Source organism: Paenibacillus sp. 4624, from assembly GCF_050435065.1.
GTDB classification, from domain to species: Bacteria; Bacillota; Bacilli; order Paenibacillales; family Paenibacillaceae; genus Paenibacillus; species Paenibacillus amylolyticus_D.
Map to the genome: position 1 here is coordinate 304908 of NZ_JBNDJR010000003.1, position 19105 is coordinate 324012.

A 19105-nucleotide genomic window follows, 5' to 3' on the forward strand; every position below is an offset into this window, starting at 1 on the left:
ATTCTTATAACAACATTAAATTGAGATTAAGGGGCGCTGATCAGTGCACATTTGGATTTTTGCAGGTTTATGTGAGAAAAATGACCTGATGTTATATCTGAGTAAAATACTTGCTTCAACAGGTAAGCGGGTTCTCTTAGTGGATGGTACGTTGCAACAAAAATATGGATACGGTGTTGGAGATCGTCAGCAATCATTGCAAGTTGTGGAATTCGAGGGATTTGATATCGCATGTCATTTTGTTACTTCAATGACGGTAGAGCATCATTTGCAGATTAGCGGTGAGAGTCTGGACAGTTATGATTATGTGTTATACGACATCGAGACATCACACTTTGCTTCACGTCATTTATGGCTTACCGCAGAAGTTCGTGTCTGGGTGAGCGATTATGAACGATACAATCTGGAACGAGGGAAAGGGTGGTTGGAACAGTTGTTCAACGAACATGGGCTTCCTGAAGAGCTGACTTTCCAACGAATGTTGATTAATGGCGTGGATTGTAGACTTGAAGCCCATTATCTTTGGGCCTATTTTGAGGGTGGTCCTTTTCGGTGGACTGGGGAGTCTCTGATTCTTCCGTGGGATGAGCTGAGCGCTGCGGTTAAGCTAGAAAATGAACATTATAACCGTGTGCATATCGGCCCACTGTCCAGAAATTACAAAAAATCCTTATGCCGCGTTGTGGAACAATTGACTGGATGGGAGAGCGTTCGCAGCTGTCGTGCGATCAAAGAAGCAGGGAGGATGAGGGCATGAGTACGATCGCTTTTTGGAGTCCTTTTGCTGAAATGGGATGTTCCTCAAGTGCATTGATGAGTGCCTATGCGACAGCATTCCAGTATAAAGCCAGAGTATTGCTCGTGAATACAGGCCCCGCGAATTGTGGGGTAGAATCAGGCATAATTCAGGATGAGAAGAGCTCAACCGAAAAATCGTATTCTTTTGAAGAAAATGGTTGGGATGCTGTTGAACGGCTATTTATTAGCGGTAGTCTTAACAAACACAACCTAAAGGATTACACCAAACCGTTGTTGAAAGAGCGGCTCGATCTGCTGACTGGAAGCGTATATGGAAATGAGCGCTCTGCGATTGAAAAAGGGGAGTTGATAAAAAAACTGCTGGAGATTGCTAATCAATGTTATGATCTTGTACTTCTGGATGCTGATCAATCTAATGTGAATTCACAACTTATATTGCAGCAGGCTGATGTTGTTGTCGTTGTTCTGAATCAGAATATGAGGAATCTGGAACACTTTTTCGAAAAAATTCTGCCTGAACAAATAACGGAACGAAAACTACATGTTCTTATCAATAAATATGATTCGAATTCTCGTGCTACACTCGCCAATATTAAGCGTGGTTTTAGATACAAGGGGAGTCTTTCCGCAGTTCCGTATACGACCGGGTATCTGGATGCGATCAACCGCAGAGATGTCCCCAGATACTTGCAACTTGAGAGTCTGACTGAGAAAAAACAAGTTCAAAAAGGGAGTTTTGCCTCAAGTATGGCTGAACTCGCTTGCCTGATTATGGACGGTGCGGGGATGCGTACTGTGCTGAAGAGGCTGGAAAGGGGAGCCTGAATCTCTAGTGGTCTGGAATGCGACGTTCATCACAATTATTATAATTACAGGTATATGTTATGTATGGTTTAAGTATCGGGCCTTTATGCGGGAAAGAAATGAACGTATACCTGAGCAGGAGTCCTTTACGTTTGAGACATTGATTGAACAAGTGAAAAATTCATTGCATGAAATAAGCCATAGCCAGCTTGCCGATGCGGGTTTACATGAAGAAGAGTATCGCCGCAGAATCAATCAACGTGCTGAGATGAGAAAAGCGCTCAAAAGCTGTGTATCAGGAAGCATCAGTGACAAGACGTATGTCAAAAATCTGATTGGTGACTTGCTGACACGAAGTATTGGTCTGAATAAGTCTAATGTCGATGAAGTGATGATGTTTGCTGAACCAGAGCGGTTAAGCGTACAAGATCGCTTCGATATTATCTTTTATTTATACCGCGAGCGATTTGGAGTAGATGCTCTCTCCAGAATGATTGATACCTATGACTTAGGTAAACTAAGGCTGGAAGAAGGCTCAGAAGATGGCGGCAGTTATTATATTTCCGAGCAAGATATCCAGCATGTCTTTGAATGTGAATATCGGGAATTGGGATTTAGAGAAAAGGTAGAAATTATCGTGCAACGTATCTACCAACAATACAAAGGATTCTCTGTTGTGGATGAAATCAGGGATCAACGGATCGATGGTGTTAGTGGAGGGGTGAGCGGGGCTCTGGAGATACTGCCACATACGGGAAATCATGTACCCGCTTCTTGGAATGATCTTCTGGAGCATGCTTTTGAGGATGAGATTAATGAGGAACCGCTAAGCGGGATGGAGAGTGTGTGGATCTTTTATAAAGGGAAGTCCATTCATTTGTCTTTCTTAAGTTTTGGCAGCATCCGGGAGTTGAAACGAGTGTGTCAGAACATATATAAATACAATTATCCTGGTCAATTGTCGGAAGCAAGCGGTTATAAAGTGAATGAGATGAAAGACGGCTCACGTGTGGTCGTTGTGCGTCCTCCTTTTGCGGAATCCTGGGCATTCTTTGTTCGGAAGTTTGATATTCCCAACGCCTCCCTTGAACAGTTGATTACAGGTAACAACGCACAATTGCCAATAGAACTGCTGCAATATTTGATGAAAGGTAGTCGGATCACGGCAGTAACGGGTGCACAGGGCTCTGGTAAAACTACATTGCTGATGGCCATGGTGAAACATATCTATGCTTCCTATACTTTGCGAGTACAGGAGATGGCATTTGAGCTGCAATTAAGACGGATATACAGTCGCCGTAACATTCTGAGTTTTCGGGAAACGGAACATATATCGGGTCAGCAAGGACTGGATCTACAGAAAAAAACAGATGGGACAGTGAACATTCTCGGTGAGGTTGCGAGTGATGAGGTTGCTGCCTGGATGATTCAGATGTCACAGGTGGCGAGTTTGTTTACCCTGTTTACGCATCACGCCAAAACTTTCCGTGATCTGGTGTTTTCACTCCGGAATTCGTTACTCAAGACAGGCATGTTCCATCATGAACATATTGCTGAAGAACAGGTTGTCAGTGTCATTAACTTTGATGTTCATATGAAAAAAGATGCAGAGGGCCGCAGATATATTGAGCGGATTACCGAATGTATTCCCCATTCCCGCGAAGCGGAAAGCATGGAAGAAAGAGCAGGGTTCACTTTTAGAAATGTCGTAGAGTATCATCAAGGAAAATATGTGGCTACTGCTCCGATCTCGGCTTCTAGCATCGTGGATATGCAGGAGCAGATGACACTTCCAGATGCCGAGAAGTTTGGTCGGTTTATTGGACAACACTGGGGTGGAACCTATGAGCATTAAATGGATATTGTTGGTTGTAGTCAGTTTTTGTGTAGTTGGTTTAGCCATCACGTTAATCATTCTTCATATGCTAAGGCGGAGAGAGTCAGCTTCGACGTACGCTACGGGGAAAATCGTGAATATTCAAGGTAAGAAGTACAGAGATTGGGGAAGTTTCCTCTTGCAGGCGTATCATGTCGGTATGAAAATACCCTTGCTTTCAATGTATATTTTGCAAGTGCAAAAAAGAATCTCATATCGTTATGCCAGGGATGAACCAGCGCTTCGGAGAGTCACGATGAACGTTGTTCTGATTATTATGGGCGGGTACGGAAGTGTTAGTACCGTGTTGTTTTGGTTACAGCCAGGGATAACTTTTATTCTTCTGGCTATGCTGTGCGCTATCGTGCTGAACAGTCTTGTGTTAGATATGTGTTTGAGTCGTATCGAGAAAAAACTGCTGGTGCAAATGCTAGATTTGTTCGCAGATGTAAGACACCGGTATCATCAGCATGGCATGGTTGAGGAAGCATTGTACGAAGCGTCCGAAGCAGGTACAGGAGAAGCCGCCGAGCAAGTGAGGCTGATCTATGAAGCTTTGACTTCTCCCGACCCCAATGAAGCACTTGAACGATATTATGAAGTGGCACCAAATCGTTTTCTCAAAGGTTTTGCCGGTGTGTCTTATATGGTGATGGAGTTCGGAGATAAGGACAAGGAGCAGGGCTCCATTTATCTGCAAGGTTTAGGTAATCTGACTCAGGAGATACACCTGGAGATTTTAAGGCGTGACAAGCTTGATTATCTGCTTCAAGGGTTAAACGTAATTGCTCTTGCACCTGTACTGTTTACAGGGCCAATTGAGCATTGGGCTCGGGTCAGTTTCCCGACAATGGATGATTTTTATCGCGGCAAACTTGGTTTTATCACTAAAATATCCATCTACATTATCATCATTGTTGCTTACTTGCTGTTACAGCGTCTTCAGCAATATGATGAAATCCGCTACCGTTCCGGGAAGAAACAATCCAGACTGGATCGCTTTTTGTATAAACATGTTGTTTTACGGAGGTTGGCTATGCTTTTTGCTGCCAAACCGGGAACGACCCCATACAATCAGACGATCAGATTAATGAGAGAGAGCAGTACCGATCTGAAATATGAATGGGTAGCTATACGCAGATTATTGCTATTCGCAAGTTGTCTGATTCTGACTGTAGGATTGATTCTTTTACTACATCAAGTTGAGCGTAATCATATATTGCACGATCCAATCAGGGATGACCGCATGTTTGGTGCAATGTCTGAGGCGGATTTGAAAGTGGCCCGAGAGAAGACGGCGCTGGATGGAGCGGTTATGGCGTATGTTGAGATGAAGCGGGCAGCCACATACGAAGATATTTCCAATGCACTGCTGCAGCTTGCACCAGTCCAGCTTGATCACGATGCTCAGACGGCGACAATTCAGCGGATTATAGACAAGATTGAGGCATATAACAACCAATATATGCGATGGTGGGAGATTATTTTGGCGCTGCTCATAGGGATAGGGGGCTATAATCTGCCCATCTGGCTCATGTTGTTCCAGCGTAAAATGCGAAGGTTGGATATGAGGCATGAAATCTATCAATTTCAGACGGTGATATCGATTTTGCGAGAGATGGATCGGATGTCTGTCGAGGAGATTGTAGAATGGCTTAATCGATTCGCTGTCATATTCAAAAGGCCACTACAAAAGTGTTTGTTGCACTTCGAACATGGCCCTGAACAAGCGCTAGAACAATTAAAAGAGGAGGTAGGTTTGCCTGAATTTCAACGTTTGATTGATAAACTGCAACTGGCTTTAGGTAAAATATCCATTCGTGAAGCTTTTGATGATCTAGAAAGCATGATGGCCTTTTATTTTGAACAGCGCAAACAGGAGTACAGCAAAATTATTGATATCAAGGCTGGATGGGGAAGGACGATCGGTTTTACGCCCATGTATGCTCTGATCTTCATGTACCTCGTTATTCCGCTGGTCGGCATGAGTTTTGTACAGATGAACATGTACTATGAGCAAATCCAGAAACTGTAGTGTTTGACTTTTACGAAGAACAAGAACTGAAAAATAATCATTCATAACACTTTAGGAGGGTATTTAATATGAATAATGCATCTAGTGCTTTAAAGGTGGCAGCGGGGATATTTTTGACGATTGCCCTGATTACGATTGTAGTTTTGTTATTTATTTCGGCGCAGGAGGCAACCAAAACGGCGCAAAATAATTTTGCAGATATTCAAACCGAGCTTTCTCAGGCAGCATTTACAGTGTATGACGGAACAACCATCAGTGGATCACAAGTGACCAATGCTTTACGGAAATATGCGGACAAGGACCAGTTTGGTATCCGGGTTATTACGGGTAAAAACAAAAGCGGACAGTGGTACGGTAATCAGCTTAACATCTCTCAGGATGTTAATAACGCGGACTATGGTTCTGTCATTGCACCTGATGACAAGGTAGGCAGTATTAATCAGACGATGAGTGAAAAGGACAATCAATATGTTAATCCTAGTGGTAAATTTAAGGCAATTATCGTAAAAGACCGATCGAATGTGGTTAGAGGTCTGATTTTCCAGCAATCCTGACTGGAGCTGGTTGAATATGTCCCGGAACACACAGCATCTGATGCTGTTCTGTACGGCGGTTGTCCTTTTTGTGACAGCCTGCCTGTACGGGCAGAGGAACATCCGTATTTTAAACGATGCCTTGAACGACAGGGTGAAAACAAATGCGGCTATGGAAGGCAGAGTCCATACGACACTTCACACAAGTGGCTTGGTCGGATACACCGGAGCTGAGGTTCTGCATACGGTTCGGCAAATGACAGGTACAAGGGTTCGGGTTGAGGTAGACGGTCATGAGTATGTGATTGATCCACTTGAACATCGATCAGTTGTGATTCCAGTTGAGCTAGATGGGAAATATCGATCTGAATATAACCGAAGTGAATCCGGTGAATTGTTAAAGCTTTCTTTTTGGAAGGAGGTAGAGAGTCAGTGATCAATGCAGTATCCAAACTGTTTGCGGTATTGCTTGCTGTTTTACTGCTCTATGTGTATCCTGCGGCCGAGACCGCTGAACGTCAGGATGATATTGCGCGCTTGGCAGCGACTCAAAGTGTCACACGATTTGTGGATGCTGTCCGCACTAAGGGATATATCTCACCTCGAATGCTCGCGGAGTTTCAAGAACAGTTAGCCCAAACGGGTAATAACTATGACATTTCGATGGAACATTTACACAAAAAATATGTCCCCCATTATTCAGATCCGATGATTCAGAGTAGCTTCACGGGTACATATGAAGTTGTTCATGATGCATTTTACTTGTCACAGATTCAGGACCGGTTATATCCGTTGTCTAGCACATTGTCCATCGATGATCCTGGGCGCAGATATACGCTCCATATGGGCGACTTCTTCACGGTGAGACTTAAAAGTACCAATCGCACACCTTCTATGATGATACGAGAATGGTTACAAGGTACAGTCCAGGCTTCTGCGGTTTTTACTTCTTATGGAGGTATGGTATTGAATGAAGATTACTGAGCTTTCTATCGTATTTGTACTCATTTTCTTCCCGTTCTTTTACATCCTCACGTTTCATACGCATGATGCGCAAGAGGCCAATGAACTGGCTTATCGCTACAAAACAGCGTTACAAACTGCAGTGATGGATGCTGGCGCAGTCATGCACCAGAATGAAAAACAACATGCTGAAGCAGGTTATGATTCTGCCAAGTTTGTTAAAGCGGATAAGGAACTGGCGCTGACCACCTTTACCCAAACGATGGCATTAAACATGGGCATACAGGATGACAAGGCAGCGATTCAACATATGTTTGATTATATTCCAGCGATTGTAGTTATGGATTACGATGGTTATTACATTTATGCCAAGGAAACCGAGATGACTGGGGAGATGGAAAAGTCTCATAAGCATGTGTGGAGTCCCAAAAAGCCTTATACATATTCAGATTCAGACGGAAATAGCATTAATTTTACACTTGACGGTTATGTGTATGCATATGATGCTGGTGCAAGGAAATGGATCGAAGGATTTCAGGAGGAGCTGGCCTCGAATTCCACGATTACACTGCTTCAGGACTCTACAACTTTTGAACAGGTGCGGCGCAGCCGAATCGTGACCCGAATACAGGACGAGCTTGCGGACGTAATCAATCGACATAATGAATTTGCTAGGAGAAATGGTGTCTCTTATGTATTCACGATGCCTTTGGTCTCACAGGAAGATTGGTACAATTCGATCAATGATACGGGCATTATGGCTTTTATACAGGGTATCGCTGTAGGGGATCAGAAGATTAACAATTATGCCATTGGTGGAGGCCGTTTGGTCAAAAAAACGGCTGTTGTTGGCGGGATTGACCCCTCAACAGGAATTAAATATTATCATCCTGCCACCTGTAACCCCGGTTTTCGTGCTGAAGAGGTGTTTACAACTGCAAAGCAGGCAGCCGCTAGAGGTTATTTCGAATATGATTGCTCCGCCCATGTGTCATTACTTTCAGAAAAGACTGAACCTGTGCTAGAATAGGGTTTTGGAACGTGAACTAAAAGTAATGTAAATAGATAGGAGCAGTCTCATCTTATGAGTTTATTGTCAGTAGAGAACGTCAGTCACAATTTCGGAGACCGTACGTTATTTAAAAATGTTTCGTTTCGTCTGCTTGCTGGAGAACGAGTGGGTCTAGTTGGAGCTAATGGTGCAGGAAAATCAACTCTAATGAATATCCTCACCGGAAAATTGCTTAAAGATAGCGGTAAAGTGGAATGGACGCCTAAAGTTCGATATGGCTATCTGGATCAACACACCAAGTTAACACCAGGCAAGACCATTCGTGATGTGCTTAAAGATGCTTTTCTGCCGCTACTGGAACTGGAGAAGCAAATGATGGCAATTACGGATCAGATGGCTGATGCTGATCCAGACAAACTTGAGCAGTTACTTGAAGAAATGGGCGATATTCAAGAGCAACTCGAACAGGGCGATTTTTATCTGATCGATGTAAAAGTAGAAGAAATGGCAAACGGTTTGGGATTAAATGCAATTGGCCTTGATCGGGATGTTGCTGCTCTTAGTGGTGGACAACGTACGAAAGTCCTGCTTGCGAAATTGTTATTGGAGAAACCCACTGCCCTATTATTGGATGAGCCGACAAACTATCTGGATGTAGAGCATATTGAGTGGCTAACAAGATATTTGAAAGACTACCCATATGCTTTTCTATTGATTTCCCATGATACAGAGTTCATGAATGAAGTGGTTAATGTCATCTATCATTTGGAATTTGCAAAACTGACGCGTTATGCGGCCAACTATGAAAAATTTCTTGAAATGGCAGATATGCAGAAAGCACAGCATATTGATGCCTACGAGAAGCAGCAGGAATACATCAAAAAGCAGGAAGATTTCATTCAACGCAACAAGGCTCGAGCTTCGACCTCTGGTCGAGCGAAAAGCCGGGAAAAACAACTTGGAAAGGTCGAGCGAATTGATCGGCCAGACGAAGCAGCAAAACCAACATTTAAGTTCAAGGATGCCCGCGCAAGCAGCAAAACCGTTTTTGAAGGCATTGATTTTGAGATCGGTTATACGTATCCATTACTCCCCAAGATGACCATGACGATTGAACGTGGCGAAAAGATCGCGATTGTGGGATGCAACGGTGTAGGTAAATCTACACTGCTCAAAACGATCCTGGGCAAAATAGCGCCAATAAGCGGAAAAACGTTTCTCGGAGATTATTTGGAGACAGCTTACTTTGAACAGGAAGTACGAGCTGGAAATATTACACCGATCGATGATGTGTGGAACGAGTTTTCACATTTGACACAGAACGAGGTGCGAGGACATCTTGCGCGTTGTGGGCTCAAAAATGAGCATATTACGCGTCCACTTAACATGCTTAGCGGTGGGGAGCAAGCCAAAGTCCGATTGTGCAAACTGTTGATGCGTGAAAGCAACTGGGTTTTGTTTGATGAGCCGACGAACCATCTGGATGTCACAGCAAAAGCTGAACTGCAGCGTGCGTTGAAAGAATATAAGGGAACCGTTTTACTTGTATCGCACGAACCTGATTTTTATGAAGGCTGGGTCACCAAAACATGGAATGTAGAAGAGTGGTCCGAAAAAGCACGATGACAAAAAAATCCGATTGTGGTAATATAGGCTACAACTTCATATGAACACTAGGGGGGCCGCACGATGCGGCTGAGATGGAAGAATGCGATTCTGGACCCTTTGCACCTGATCTGGATCATACCAGCGTAGGGAAGTGGCGCGTTTCAGCGAAAACGGTAGTAAATTGATTCCTAACGTAAAAATGGGATCTTATTACATCGTAATGACAAGCGTTTGAATATCGAATAAACAGTTATCGGTTTGACTAATTGAACTGTTTACCAGGTTTGTCACACGTTTGTTATTGAACTGAACCTTTTTATACGCAGCCACTCCCCTACGGGAGTGGCTTTTTTGATTACAAATTTGTCATTACAACTTCTCCAAGCTTGTAGCTGAAAGGAGCGAGAACAAGGTTGAATGCCAGGATGTCAGAGCAAGATCAAGAGCGTGAACAAGATTGCCCCTTATTTGAACTACATGTAATATCCACGAATAGAGGGGAAAAAGAAGTTATGTTGAAGGCAGCCAAGCAAATCTGGCCTTACGTGCATTACATTCATATCCGGGAAAAGCATCTTTCACTGTATGAACGATACAACTGGGCAAAGTTGATGGCAGAGTCTGGTATTCCATCTTCCCGCATTGTAATTAATGGCGCGAAACGGGCTGCACCTGGTGATATTTTTCAAGGGATACATTGGAGCCAAGACATGCTGGAAAGAGCAAAACTAACAGTAAAGCCGGAAAACAAGCATGATCTGCGGCTTCGATTGGGGATATCGGTGCATTCGTTGCACGAAGCGAAAATTGCCGAAGAGTATGGTGCAGATTACCTTTTTTTTGGGCATGTGTATGCAAGTGCAAGCAAACCTGATGTAGCAGCGAGAGGGTTAGATGCATTGGCGGAAGTATGCTCCAGTGTAAAGGTTCCTGTTATTGCAATCGGCGGGATTCAGCCGTGTAACATTCGGGCTGTCAGGTCTGCGGGAGCCGGGGGTGCTGCTGTGATCTCAAGTGTGTTGAAACATGCAAACCCTGGTTATGCTGCTGCGCTCCTTAAACAGGCTGTGGAAGCGTGATGTGATTTCTTTCCGATCAAGAGCTGGAAATAATGCCAAGCCGAGAAGATGTGAACGTTGTTCAAACAAGGAGATGACAAAATGGTACAGAGCGGACTGAGTCAACCTGAGAAAGTCATAGGTTCATCATATAATCATGCTAAGTTTAAGCTGCTGACCCCATCTGAAAATTCAACGAAGACCCCAGAAATCTGTCATGCAGAAACCATCATTGTGGGCGGTGGAGTCATAGGCTGTGCGATTGCTTTTGAACTGGCATCCAGAGGTCAGGAGGTACTTCTTGTTGAGCAGTCGGAGATTGCCAGCGGAGCTTCATGTGCAGCTGCCGGCATGCTGGCAGCAGAAAGCGAAGATTTTGCACATCCATTCATGGCAAAAGCCGCGCATGAAAGCAGGGAATTGTTGCATAAGCACAAAGAGCAAATATCCGCTATAACTGGTATGGATATTGGCTTAAGGCGTAGCGGATTTATCACACCCTTTCGATCATACAGTGATCTAAGTAAGTACAAGGATAGACGAAATACTACTTCGGGAGTGCAACAACTTTGGTGGGATCGAAGCACGGTGCAACGAGAAGCGCTATGGTTGAATCGGGATACGTACGGCGCTTATTACCGATCGCTCGAGAGCGAAGTGTTGCCCGTGTCATTGACGAGAGCTTATGCGAGGTCGGCTGAAATGATGGGTGCCCGCATTTTGGAAGGCGTTCAAAATGTTCGTCTGGTCGTAGATAACCATGGTGTTCGAGGGATTAAAACTGCTAAGGGAGAGGTGTGTTGCAAACATATCATCATAGCTGCTGGCCTACAAGGGGAGCAACTCATGCATCAAGTGGGGGTCGCTTTGCCTTCAAGTCCGGTGAAAGGTGAAATTATGGCCGTTCGGTTTCCTATAGATCAGGCTGGAGGCAGACCCGATCGCACGGTATATGCAGAAGATGTCTATATTGTTCCGAAAGCCAACGGAGAGGTGTGGATCGGCGCAACCAGTTTGCCAGGAAGAAAAGATCACAGCGTATCGGCTAATAGTGTGCAACGATTACTTGGAGCGGCAAGTTATTGGATTCCGGGAATCAAAGAAGCAGACTTTGTGCGGGCATGGGCAGGTATAAGACCTTCCACCCCTGATGGGCTACCGTATATAGGGAAATACGAGCAAATACCTGGCTTGTACACAGCGTATGGTCATTTTCGTAATGGAATATTGCTTAGTGCAATCACAGGTCGCTGGATTGCAGACCTATTAGAGGGGAAACGTGCGGAAGAGATCGGGATTGAAGCATTGTCGCCCGAACGATCGAACAGAAAGGGAGTGATGTTGTGAACATTATCGTGAACGGCCAAAAGATGGAGGTTGACGACGGGTTAAATCGTGTTGACAAATTACTGCATTCATTCAACTTGCAAGTGAAAACGGTGGTAGTTGAGTTGAATCGTAATATTTTGACCAAAGATCACCATGAAACAACAACGCTAAGAGAAGGAGATCGGATAGAGATTGTTCATTTTGTCGGAGGGGGCTGAGCAAAGTAATTCGTAGACGTGGCTGAATCTTGTTGATTTGGTAGTTGGTATTGGGAAGTTGTTAAAACCTAGGAGGTTAGAAGATGTTGACAATTGGTAAATACTCTTTTGAATCAAGGTTGTTGCTTGGAACAGGAAAGTTCAGCGATATGGAAGTACAGAGTCAGGCCGTGGAAGCTTCAGGTACGGAAGTGCTTACCTTTGCTGTACGCCGTCTGAATCTGGAGGATACAGGCGCGCAGCACTTTCTGGATACGCTGGATCTGAGCAAATACACGCTGCTGCCTAATACGGCAGGAGCTTCGACTGCGGAAGAAGCGGTGAGAATCGCTGAGCTTGCGCGAGCTTCGGGGCTTTGTGATATGATAAAAGTCGAAGTCATCGGAGACGGAGTAACGTTACTGCCTGACCCACTTGAAACGTACAAGGCTTGCAGCATTTTGCTCGAAAAAGGATTTACCGTGTTGCCCTATATTTCGGACGACGTTATTTTAGCTAAACGGCTTCAATTGCTTGGTGTACATGCAGTCATGCCTGGAGCTTCGCCAATTGGAGCGGGTAGAGGAATCATAAACCCTTATAATCTTGAAATCATCATAGAGCAAGCGGCAGTGCCTGTTATTGTAGATGCAGGTTTACGCTCCCCCAAAGATGCCGCTTATGCCATGGAACTTGGGGCTGACGGTGTATTGCTTAACACAGCTGTATCTGGATCAGCTGATCCGGTTGTCATGGCAAAAGCGATGCGCCTCGGGGTTGAAGCAGGCAGGCTGGCGTATACGGCAGGCTTAATTCCAGTGAAACGTTATGCGGCAGCAAGCAGTCCGGTGGAAGGAATGGTTCATACATGACAGATCAGTTACATCATGCGGAGCAGAGTAGTCGTTACTCCAGACAGGAACGATATGCTCCGCTCGGCAAAGAAGGTCAAGCGAGGCTAAAAGACAGCAAAGTTTTAATTATTGGAGCTGGGGCACTTGGAACAGGTATTGCAGAAACGTTAGTGCGTTCCGGTGTTGGGCAAATTACCATTGTAGACCGGGACTATGTGGAATGGAGTAACCTCCAGCGGCAACAACTTTATGTTGAACAGGATGCGATTGAACGCATGCCAAAAGCGATGGCGGCTGTCAAACGTTTAACAGCAATTAATTCAACCGTTCGCATCGAGGCCAAAGTGATGGATGTGCGAGTGGATGAACTCGAAGAACTAGTTGGGCATACCGATTTAATCATGGATGCAACGGATAATTTTGATACAAGATTACTAATTAATGATATGGCACAGAAGCACAACATTCCCTGGATCTACGGAGGATGTGTGGGCAGCTATGGTATTACGTTTACATTTCTTCCTGGTGACACACCTTGTTTAAACTGCCTCTTGGGAGAAGTGCCGCTTGGTGGGGATACTTGTGATACGTCTGGCATCATTCCTCAAGCGGTGCAGATGGTGACGGCCAATCAGACAGCGGAAGCGATGAAGCTGCTAAGCGGTAACACAGCTGCTCTGCGCCGTAAATTGTTGTCATTTGATGTGTGGAGGAATGAGTACATATCCATTAATGTAGACGGGGCAAAAAAGCAAGAATGTGCATCATGCAGCCCGGCAGCTACGTACCCGTTTCTTTCTGCATCCAATCTTGAGAAAACCGATGTGTTATGTGGCAGGGATACCGTTCAGATTCGTCCTGCGCGCCGCATGCAACTGGACCTTCCGCAGACAGCAGATCGATTGGAACGGCTTGGTGAAGGAAAGGTGGAAATGAATCCTTTTCTGGTGTCATTCACAACAGGTCAACATCGGTTGGTCATTTTTCAAGATGGTCGTGTTCTTGTTCATGGTACAAAAGATACGTCGGAAGCACGTACGCTGGTTCATCGGTATTTCGGCTAAGCCCTCATTAAAAATATCAAAACTCATTCATTGACAAAGTCTGTTCTCCGCGGGGATGGACTTTTTCATTTTAAGGCATCCTAACGGTACAATGCATGCCAAGTAGCAACGGAAACCAGACGGGCCGGGTGAGAAATGATGAAAACAGCGATCATATTAGTGGGTACTGGGGATTTAGTGCGCCGTATAGAGCGTATCATGCAAGACGCAGGCTATGAGGTGAAGCATATAGAATGGTTTGAATTGAACGACATGGTGGACGTTAAGACTGCTCGTCCGCATCTCATTATTTTGGTGGAGCGAGAGTTTGAGGATGTGAATCAGAGTGAACAGGATAGAATAGCATTGAAGAAATGGATGAATTCAATTTCATCTACACCTTTAATGGTTATTATTCCTGAAGCTTCGCCGCAACGGGTGATTGATTGGCTTGATTTTGGAGCGAATGATGTAATGGAGGAACCTGTTCATTGGAAGGTTATGCTTGCGAGAATTCGCAGCCTGCTTCGGTTATTCGCAAGTTCTTCCCATGAAGGGGAGGAAATAATTATGGTTCAAGACCTCAGACTTAATCTGCGTTCGCGAAGAGTTAGCCGTGGAGGGCAATATTTGAACCTGACTCCGAAAGAATATGAATTATTGGAGTTTTTAGCCTCACATCTGAATGAGGCCTGCACACGGGGAGATATTTTACGCGAGGTGTGGGGGTATGAGTTCGCCATGGATACGAACGTAGTTGATGTCTACATTAAACATCTGCGGGTGAAAGTGGATAAAGGCAGAGAGGTGAAGTTGATCCAGACGGTTCGAGGGATAGGTTATATGCTAGTCGATAGCTGATTATTAAATATTCCACCATTCTCCAGTTTGGATCAAGGGTTAATCCGTGTAAGAAAAGATAGGATGATATGAAAAAACCGGATCAATTGATCCGGTCGTCAGTTAGTTTATTAGAGAGATGGACTACAGGACGCGGCGAGCTGTAATGTACGTTCTTTTCCACGTACCGGAGTTCAGATCAGATATGGTTACACCTGGAGAGCCGTACGTGTGCAGAATTTTGCCGTTTCCAGCATACACGCCAACGTGAGTAATGTTAGAGCCCGTAGAGCGGCTACCGCTCGAGAAGAACACCATATCACCAACACGAAGATTGGCTTTAGAGACGAATTTACCTTCTTTAGATTGTTGTACGGAAGTGCGCGGAAGATCTACACCATACTTTTTGAAAATGTACTTCATGAAAGAAGAGCAGTCAAAGTATCTGGTTGTTGTTGTTGAAGCACCAAATTTATATGGAGTTCCAGTAAATTTTTTACCATAGTTTACAATTTGCTGTCCTGTTGATACGGATGCCGTTGCGGCTTGTGCAACAGGTGCATTTGTCATTAATACAGCTCCAAAACCTAGTGTAGCGCACAACCCGACGGTTACGGCCTTTTGGATGAAGAAGTTTGTTTTCATGTAGTTAGTACCTCCAAAATTCGTTTTCGTTAAGTTGCTAGAGCGAGTATAACAGGTTTGTAACACCCTAGAAATTGGATACATAAGCAAAAAGGCTGATAGGACAGTAGTTTAGGTGTAATTATTAAAATACGATTAAAAATGTCAAAAAATTAATCATTGACGAATCTAGAAAAGGATGAAAAACAAAAATCCCCTTGATAATCAAGGGGATTTCTTAATTTGAGTTAATATAGAATACAAAATAAAGGTTACAAAAACGTAATAAACGAACGTCGAGCTTTAGCTTTTGACTCATATAAACTTCTAAAACACCTTACTATTTTAGCATTTTAATGTTCAGTCCTTGCTTTGAATAATGAGCAGCAGGCCGCTGTCAATCGTAACTGTTCCTGACTTGTCCAGTAGCTTGTTACTAATTCCTAATGATTGTCCCATGCGAATAGTGGCTTGATCCAAAGGATACATGAATCCTTCCAGGCAGATCCCAGTGACCTCATGCGTTAATGGAAGCAAAGAGACGTAGGTATAACCACGTTGCTCGACGATAGCACTGGAGGTGGTTAACGTCATATAATTGTGCTCATCCTGCAACGCACAGGAGATGTGATGCTGCATAGCACGAACCATAATATGAACATTCGCTAGGGTATGATCCATTCGTGTGCCCGTTGCACCAAAGATGAGAATATGAGTAGGCTCATGATCCAAAGCGGTTTCAAATGCCATTTCGGTATCTGTCAGATCTTTATGGATTGGATCACAAGCGATGAATTCTACACTGTTACTGTTTACAATCTCTCGTTCTTCTTCTGTTATCGAATCGAAGTCGCCTACTGCGATATGTGGCTTGATGCCATGCTGTATTAAATACAAGGCACCACGGTCTGCCGCAATAATAACGTCATCGGGCTGAATCTCCTGGAGAAATTCCTGCGTGAGTTGGCCACCTGTGAAGATGACAATACGTTTATAGTCCATTCTATTTCATCCTTCCTTATTTATAGAGGGAAAACATTTGATTTTTATCATAAGCTAAATACTACGCTAAGGTATAAAACTATACACCAAACCAGTATAATCGACAAAATGTGGTTGCACAATTTCCGTACTCGCGGATACAATGGGGAGAGCGACATGGAGATGACTTGAAAAGTGAGGTTTGAACAGGTTGGACTTACACATTTTTGAAGTATTCAGCATTATCGGTACGATCGCATTTGCGATGTCCGGTGCATTTGTAGCTATGGAAGAGGAATATGACATTTTGGGTGTACTGGTGCTTGGGCTTGTAACAGCATTCGGAGGCGGAGTCATCCGAAATGTGCTTATTGGTGTGCCTGTAACAACATTATGGAGTCAGGGCTCTTTAATCATGCTTGCATTGGTTTCTGTAGCTGTTGCTTTTGTATTGCCTTTGAAGTGGATCAGTCACTGGAAACGAACTGAAGCTTTGTTTGATGCAATTGGACTGGCTGCCTTTGCAATTCAAGGCGGATTGTATGCGGCTAATATGGGTCATCCCATCAGTGCTGTAATCGTTGCAGCTGTACTGACGGGAATTGGCGGAGGCATCATTCGGGACCTTCTTGCCGGACGTAAACCACTTGTTCTTCGTGATGAGATCTATGCGGTATGGGCAATGGCAGCGGGATTTGCCATCGGAATGGGTTGGTTTACAACAAATATTGGTTTGCTGATCTGCTTTGCAACAGTAGTCTTTTTCCGGATGTGTTCTGTGCACTACAAATGGAAGTTGCCGCGCCGCTCGTTGACGCCTAGCGAAACCGTCGGTTTGAAGCCGGAGAAACTTATTCCGCAACATGCACCATCCGTAATCCAAGGAACTTTGAGCAAGGGGGAGTAACTTTATCATGATTAACGTTGTATTTGTATGTCTCGGTAACATTTGCAGATCTCCTATGGCGGAAGCAGTGATGCGCCACAAAGTGATTGAAAAGGGGCTTGGCGAACAGATTCGGATTGATTCGGCTGGTACAGGCAACTGGCATGTGGGCAAGCCTCCTCATGAGGGTACCCGTAAGTTGCTTGATGGCTATCAAATCTCTTATGCCAACATGACAGCAAGACAATTTGTCAGTGAAGATTTCACTGAATTTGACTACATTATATGTATGGATAATTCCAATGCAGAGAATGTACGCAGCCTGCCAGGCGGAGATGAGGCACAGATTATCAAGTTCATGGATTTGCTGCCGAACGAAAAGCTGAGAGAAGTGCCTGATCCGTATTACACAGGGAACTTTGAAGAAGTGTACGAGCTGGTGAATGCAGGTTGTGATGTGCTGTTGAACAGAATCGAAGAAGAGCATCCTTTAACCTGATTTTGAATAGATGAAATACAAGCCGAGTTTGAGTGGCCCGTTATGATTGGTGAAATGGCAAAGAAGCAGGAACGTAACGACGATAAGCTCCTGCTTCTTTTTCAGGGCATGAATGTAAGCGGTAACAACGAATCGGCGAAAAATCTTACAAAGAAAAGCGGCTATGCAGCCGCCTGTTCAACGAAATATTTGATTGTTGCTTGAACCTCTAGTTTCATTCTGCATGATCTTTTTGAAACAGTCTTCTATTAACCTTCTTGTAAAAAGTAAAGCAAGGCATCAGGCAGTTCCTTTTGCCAGAAGCCCCATTGGTGATTCCCGTCTTTCTCCTGATAGGAGACAAGAGCACCACGTTTCTCCAGCAGATCATGCGTATCCCGGTTGAGCTGTACAAAATCATACGTTCCGGTATCGGCTTCGAAAGCCGTCTCCTGCAAACCAACAATCATCCAGATCGACAACCAGGACAAGTCTTCGGCTGCAGCGTAGATTTCCTGAGAAGCGGAGTAGAATGCACCAGACATGCTGATGACACGGGTGAACAGCTCAGGATATTTTAGTGCAAGGTGCAATGAAACACTGCCTCCCAATGAATCACCAGCAAGAACACGTTCCTGCGGAGAGCGTCTTACAGGATATTTCTCTTCTACATAGGGAATAATCTCTTCTGCAAAGCACTTCGTATAAGCTTCGAACCGGCTGCCGAACGGAGCGTACTCTTGAGTCCTTACAGAGACGTCTACCTGAACTCCTACAATAATGAAAGGTTCAGCACCTTCATCGAGAATGATGCGGTTAGCTGTGGTAGCGATGCGGCCAAAGTTGAAAAACTCTTCGCCATCCTGGCAGTACACCACAGGGTAGCTAAGCAGTTCGTTGTAGCCTGGAGGAAGATAGATGCGAAGGGTCCGTTTCTCACCGAGGTAACGACTTTCAATCTCTTCCTTAACAATTGTCCGTTTCAAATAGCGGGAATCCGTCATAAAACGTCACCTTTCCGGGTTATTTTTGCATTCGACCGCGCAATACGGTAAGATTAACCTGGTGCGGGGATGGGTCAAACACGCAATCATGTATTATGCTGTTATACCAATATTAAACCCCTGTTATACATACAATCCAAAAGGAAACATAAAAATATTACGGATTTCTTTGACGTATGCAGTGAAACAGGTGTATAATAATAATATAACAGCGGAACTTG

General features: G+C 44.3%; 21 protein-coding genes and 1 riboswitch. Of the genes, 18 read left to right on the forward strand and 3 right to left on the reverse strand.

Annotated elements, in window-relative coordinates; genetic code table 11:
* The first annotated feature begins 43 nt into the window (after window positions 1–43).
* The 15 genes from ABIE27_RS09020 (at window position 44) to ABIE27_RS09090 (ending at window position 14932) form a co-directional block, all read left to right on the forward strand.
* Entirely contained in the window at window positions 44–757 is a 714-nt protein-coding gene (locus ABIE27_RS09020; RefSeq protein ID WP_123065734.1) for a hypothetical protein, read from the forward strand.
* The gene (locus ABIE27_RS09025; protein ID WP_123065733.1) at window positions 754–1584 is read left to right on the forward strand and encodes a hypothetical protein; all 831 of its coding nucleotides are present in this window, start codon (window positions 754–756) and stop codon (window positions 1582–1584) included. Before ABIE27_RS09020 ends, ABIE27_RS09025 begins: the two co-directional genes overlap by 4 nt.
* A 7-nt stretch (window positions 1585–1591) precedes the next feature.
* Window positions 1592–3418, forward strand: a complete 1827-nt coding sequence (locus tag ABIE27_RS09030; RefSeq protein WP_429350358.1) for an ATPase, T2SS/T4P/T4SS family — start codon at window positions 1592–1594, stop codon at window positions 3416–3418.
* Window positions 3408–5474, forward strand: coding sequence for a hypothetical protein (locus tag ABIE27_RS09035; protein WP_123065732.1), 2067 nt, complete (start codon window positions 3408–3410; stop codon window positions 5472–5474). The genes ABIE27_RS09030 and ABIE27_RS09035 overlap by 11 nt, the downstream gene beginning before the upstream one ends.
* Window positions 5475–5542: 68 nt before the next feature.
* Window positions 5543–6028 (forward strand): ABC transporter permease, encoded by a 486-nt coding sequence (locus ABIE27_RS09040; RefSeq protein WP_123065731.1) that lies wholly within the window; start codon window positions 5543–5545, stop codon window positions 6026–6028.
* A 16-nt stretch (window positions 6029–6044) separates the two neighbouring features.
* Entirely contained in the window at window positions 6045–6443 is a 399-nt protein-coding gene (locus ABIE27_RS09045) for a hypothetical protein (protein ID WP_123065730.1), read from the forward strand.
* Complete coding sequence (locus tag ABIE27_RS09050) at window positions 6440–6991, forward strand: hypothetical protein (RefSeq protein ID WP_123065729.1); 552 nt, start codon at window positions 6440–6442, stop codon at window positions 6989–6991. Before ABIE27_RS09045 ends, ABIE27_RS09050 begins: the two co-directional genes overlap by 4 nt.
* Window positions 6978–8000, forward strand: coding sequence for a hypothetical protein (locus ABIE27_RS09055; RefSeq protein WP_123065728.1), 1023 nt, complete (start codon window positions 6978–6980; stop codon window positions 7998–8000). The genes ABIE27_RS09050 and ABIE27_RS09055 overlap by 14 nt, the downstream gene beginning before the upstream one ends.
* A 54-nt stretch (window positions 8001–8054) precedes the next feature.
* Window positions 8055–9608: an ABC-F family ATP-binding cassette domain-containing protein gene (locus ABIE27_RS09060; RefSeq protein WP_123065727.1), complete on the forward strand. Its 1554-nt coding sequence runs from the start codon at window positions 8055–8057 to the stop codon at window positions 9606–9608.
* A 39-nt stretch (window positions 9609–9647) separates the two neighbouring features.
* Window positions 9648–9757, forward strand: a riboswitch (TPP riboswitch).
* Between the two features lie 258 nt (window positions 9758–10015).
* Entirely contained in the window at window positions 10016–10669 is a 654-nt protein-coding gene (locus ABIE27_RS09065; protein ID WP_151458101.1) for a thiamine phosphate synthase, read from the forward strand.
* A 57-nt stretch (window positions 10670–10726) separates the two neighbouring features.
* On the forward strand, window positions 10727–11995 hold the full coding sequence (gene thiO / locus ABIE27_RS09070) for a glycine oxidase ThiO (RefSeq protein ID WP_429350359.1): 1269 nt from the start codon (window positions 10727–10729) through the stop codon (window positions 11993–11995).
* Complete coding sequence (gene thiS, locus ABIE27_RS09075) at window positions 11992–12195, forward strand: sulfur carrier protein ThiS (protein ID WP_123065724.1); 204 nt, start codon at window positions 11992–11994, stop codon at window positions 12193–12195. The genes thiO and thiS overlap by 4 nt, the downstream gene beginning before the upstream one ends.
* A gap of 83 nt (window positions 12196–12278) precedes the next feature.
* Window positions 12279–13046: a thiazole synthase gene (locus ABIE27_RS09080; protein WP_123065723.1), complete on the forward strand. Its 768-nt coding sequence runs from the start codon at window positions 12279–12281 to the stop codon at window positions 13044–13046.
* Window positions 13043–14092, forward strand: coding sequence for a ThiF family adenylyltransferase (locus ABIE27_RS09085; protein ID WP_123065722.1), 1050 nt, complete (start codon window positions 13043–13045; stop codon window positions 14090–14092). Before ABIE27_RS09080 ends, ABIE27_RS09085 begins: the two co-directional genes overlap by 4 nt.
* 138 nt (window positions 14093–14230) lie before the next feature.
* Window positions 14231–14932: a response regulator transcription factor gene (locus ABIE27_RS09090; RefSeq protein WP_205127940.1), complete on the forward strand. Its 702-nt coding sequence runs from the start codon at window positions 14231–14233 to the stop codon at window positions 14930–14932.
* Between the two features lie 123 nt (window positions 14933–15055).
* Here the strand turns inward: ABIE27_RS09090 and ABIE27_RS09095 are convergent, their stop codons facing one another.
* Together ABIE27_RS09095 and ABIE27_RS09100 are read right to left on the reverse strand one after the other, a co-directional pair.
* Entirely contained in the window at window positions 15056–15556 is a 501-nt protein-coding gene (locus ABIE27_RS09095) for a C40 family peptidase (protein WP_123065720.1), read from the reverse strand.
* Window positions 15557–15895: 339 nt separating this feature from the next.
* A complete protein-coding gene (locus ABIE27_RS09100) occupies window positions 15896–16537 on the reverse strand; it encodes a thiamine diphosphokinase (protein WP_123065719.1) in 642 nt (213 codons plus the stop codon).
* Window positions 16538–16727: 190 nt separating this feature from the next.
* Between ABIE27_RS09100 and ABIE27_RS09105 the strand changes: the two genes are divergently transcribed.
* Genes ABIE27_RS09105 through ABIE27_RS09115 form a run of 3 tightly spaced genes read left to right on the forward strand, consistent with a single transcriptional unit; the run spans window position 16728 to window position 18105 of the window.
* Complete coding sequence (locus ABIE27_RS09105) at window positions 16728–17423, forward strand: trimeric intracellular cation channel family protein (protein ID WP_429350360.1); 696 nt, start codon at window positions 16728–16730, stop codon at window positions 17421–17423.
* A 7-nt stretch (window positions 17424–17430) separates the two neighbouring features.
* Window positions 17431–17901, forward strand: a complete 471-nt coding sequence (locus ABIE27_RS09110; RefSeq protein WP_429350361.1) for a low molecular weight protein-tyrosine-phosphatase — start codon at window positions 17431–17433, stop codon at window positions 17899–17901.
* Between the two features lie 42 nt (window positions 17902–17943).
* Complete coding sequence (locus ABIE27_RS09115; protein ID WP_429350362.1) at window positions 17944–18105, forward strand: hypothetical protein; 162 nt, start codon at window positions 17944–17946, stop codon at window positions 18103–18105.
* A 44-nt stretch (window positions 18106–18149) separates the two neighbouring features.
* Here the strand turns inward: ABIE27_RS09115 and ABIE27_RS09120 are convergent, their stop codons facing one another.
* Window positions 18150–18884: an alpha/beta hydrolase gene (locus ABIE27_RS09120; protein WP_123065716.1), complete on the reverse strand. Its 735-nt coding sequence runs from the start codon at window positions 18882–18884 to the stop codon at window positions 18150–18152.
* Window positions 18885–19105 lie beyond the last annotated feature (221 nt).

What these genes read in the sequence shown, in the direction of transcription:
- ABIE27_RS09055 (WP_123065728.1), top strand. Translation starts at nt 6,978, where the DNA reads ATGAAGATTACTGAGCTTTCTATCGTATTTGTACTCATTTTCTTCCCG.
- ABIE27_RS09100 (WP_123065719.1), bottom strand. Translation starts at nt 16,537, where the DNA reads ATGGACTATAAACGTATTGTCATCTTCACAGGTGGCCAACTCACGCAG.
- ABIE27_RS09035 (WP_123065732.1), top strand. Translation starts at nt 3,408, where the DNA reads ATGAGCATTAAATGGATATTGTTGGTTGTAGTCAGTTTTTGTGTAGTT.
- ABIE27_RS09065 (WP_151458101.1), top strand. Translation starts at nt 10,016, where the DNA reads ATGTCAGAGCAAGATCAAGAGCGTGAACAAGATTGCCCCTTATTTGAA.
- ABIE27_RS09095 (WP_123065720.1), bottom strand. Translation starts at nt 15,556, where the DNA reads ATGAAAACAAACTTCTTCATCCAAAAGGCCGTAACCGTCGGGTTGTGC.
- ABIE27_RS09120 (WP_123065716.1), bottom strand. Translation starts at nt 18,884, where the DNA reads ATGACGGATTCCCGCTATTTGAAACGGACAATTGTTAAGGAAGAGATT.
- ABIE27_RS09090 (WP_205127940.1), top strand. Translation starts at nt 14,231, where the DNA reads ATGAAAACAGCGATCATATTAGTGGGTACTGGGGATTTAGTGCGCCGT.
- ABIE27_RS09080 (WP_123065723.1), top strand. Translation starts at nt 12,279, where the DNA reads ATGTTGACAATTGGTAAATACTCTTTTGAATCAAGGTTGTTGCTTGGA.
- ABIE27_RS09040 (WP_123065731.1), top strand. Translation starts at nt 5,543, where the DNA reads ATGAATAATGCATCTAGTGCTTTAAAGGTGGCAGCGGGGATATTTTTG.
- ABIE27_RS09115 (WP_429350362.1), top strand. Translation starts at nt 17,944, where the DNA reads ATGATTGGTGAAATGGCAAAGAAGCAGGAACGTAACGACGATAAGCTC.
- ABIE27_RS09045 (WP_123065730.1), top strand. Translation starts at nt 6,045, where the DNA reads ATGTCCCGGAACACACAGCATCTGATGCTGTTCTGTACGGCGGTTGTC.
- ABIE27_RS09085 (WP_123065722.1), top strand. Translation starts at nt 13,043, where the DNA reads ATGACAGATCAGTTACATCATGCGGAGCAGAGTAGTCGTTACTCCAGA.
- ABIE27_RS09025 (WP_123065733.1), top strand. Translation starts at nt 754, where the DNA reads ATGAGTACGATCGCTTTTTGGAGTCCTTTTGCTGAAATGGGATGTTCC.
- ABIE27_RS09060 (WP_123065727.1), top strand. Translation starts at nt 8,055, where the DNA reads ATGAGTTTATTGTCAGTAGAGAACGTCAGTCACAATTTCGGAGACCGT.
- ABIE27_RS09110 (WP_429350361.1), top strand. Translation starts at nt 17,431, where the DNA reads ATGATTAACGTTGTATTTGTATGTCTCGGTAACATTTGCAGATCTCCT.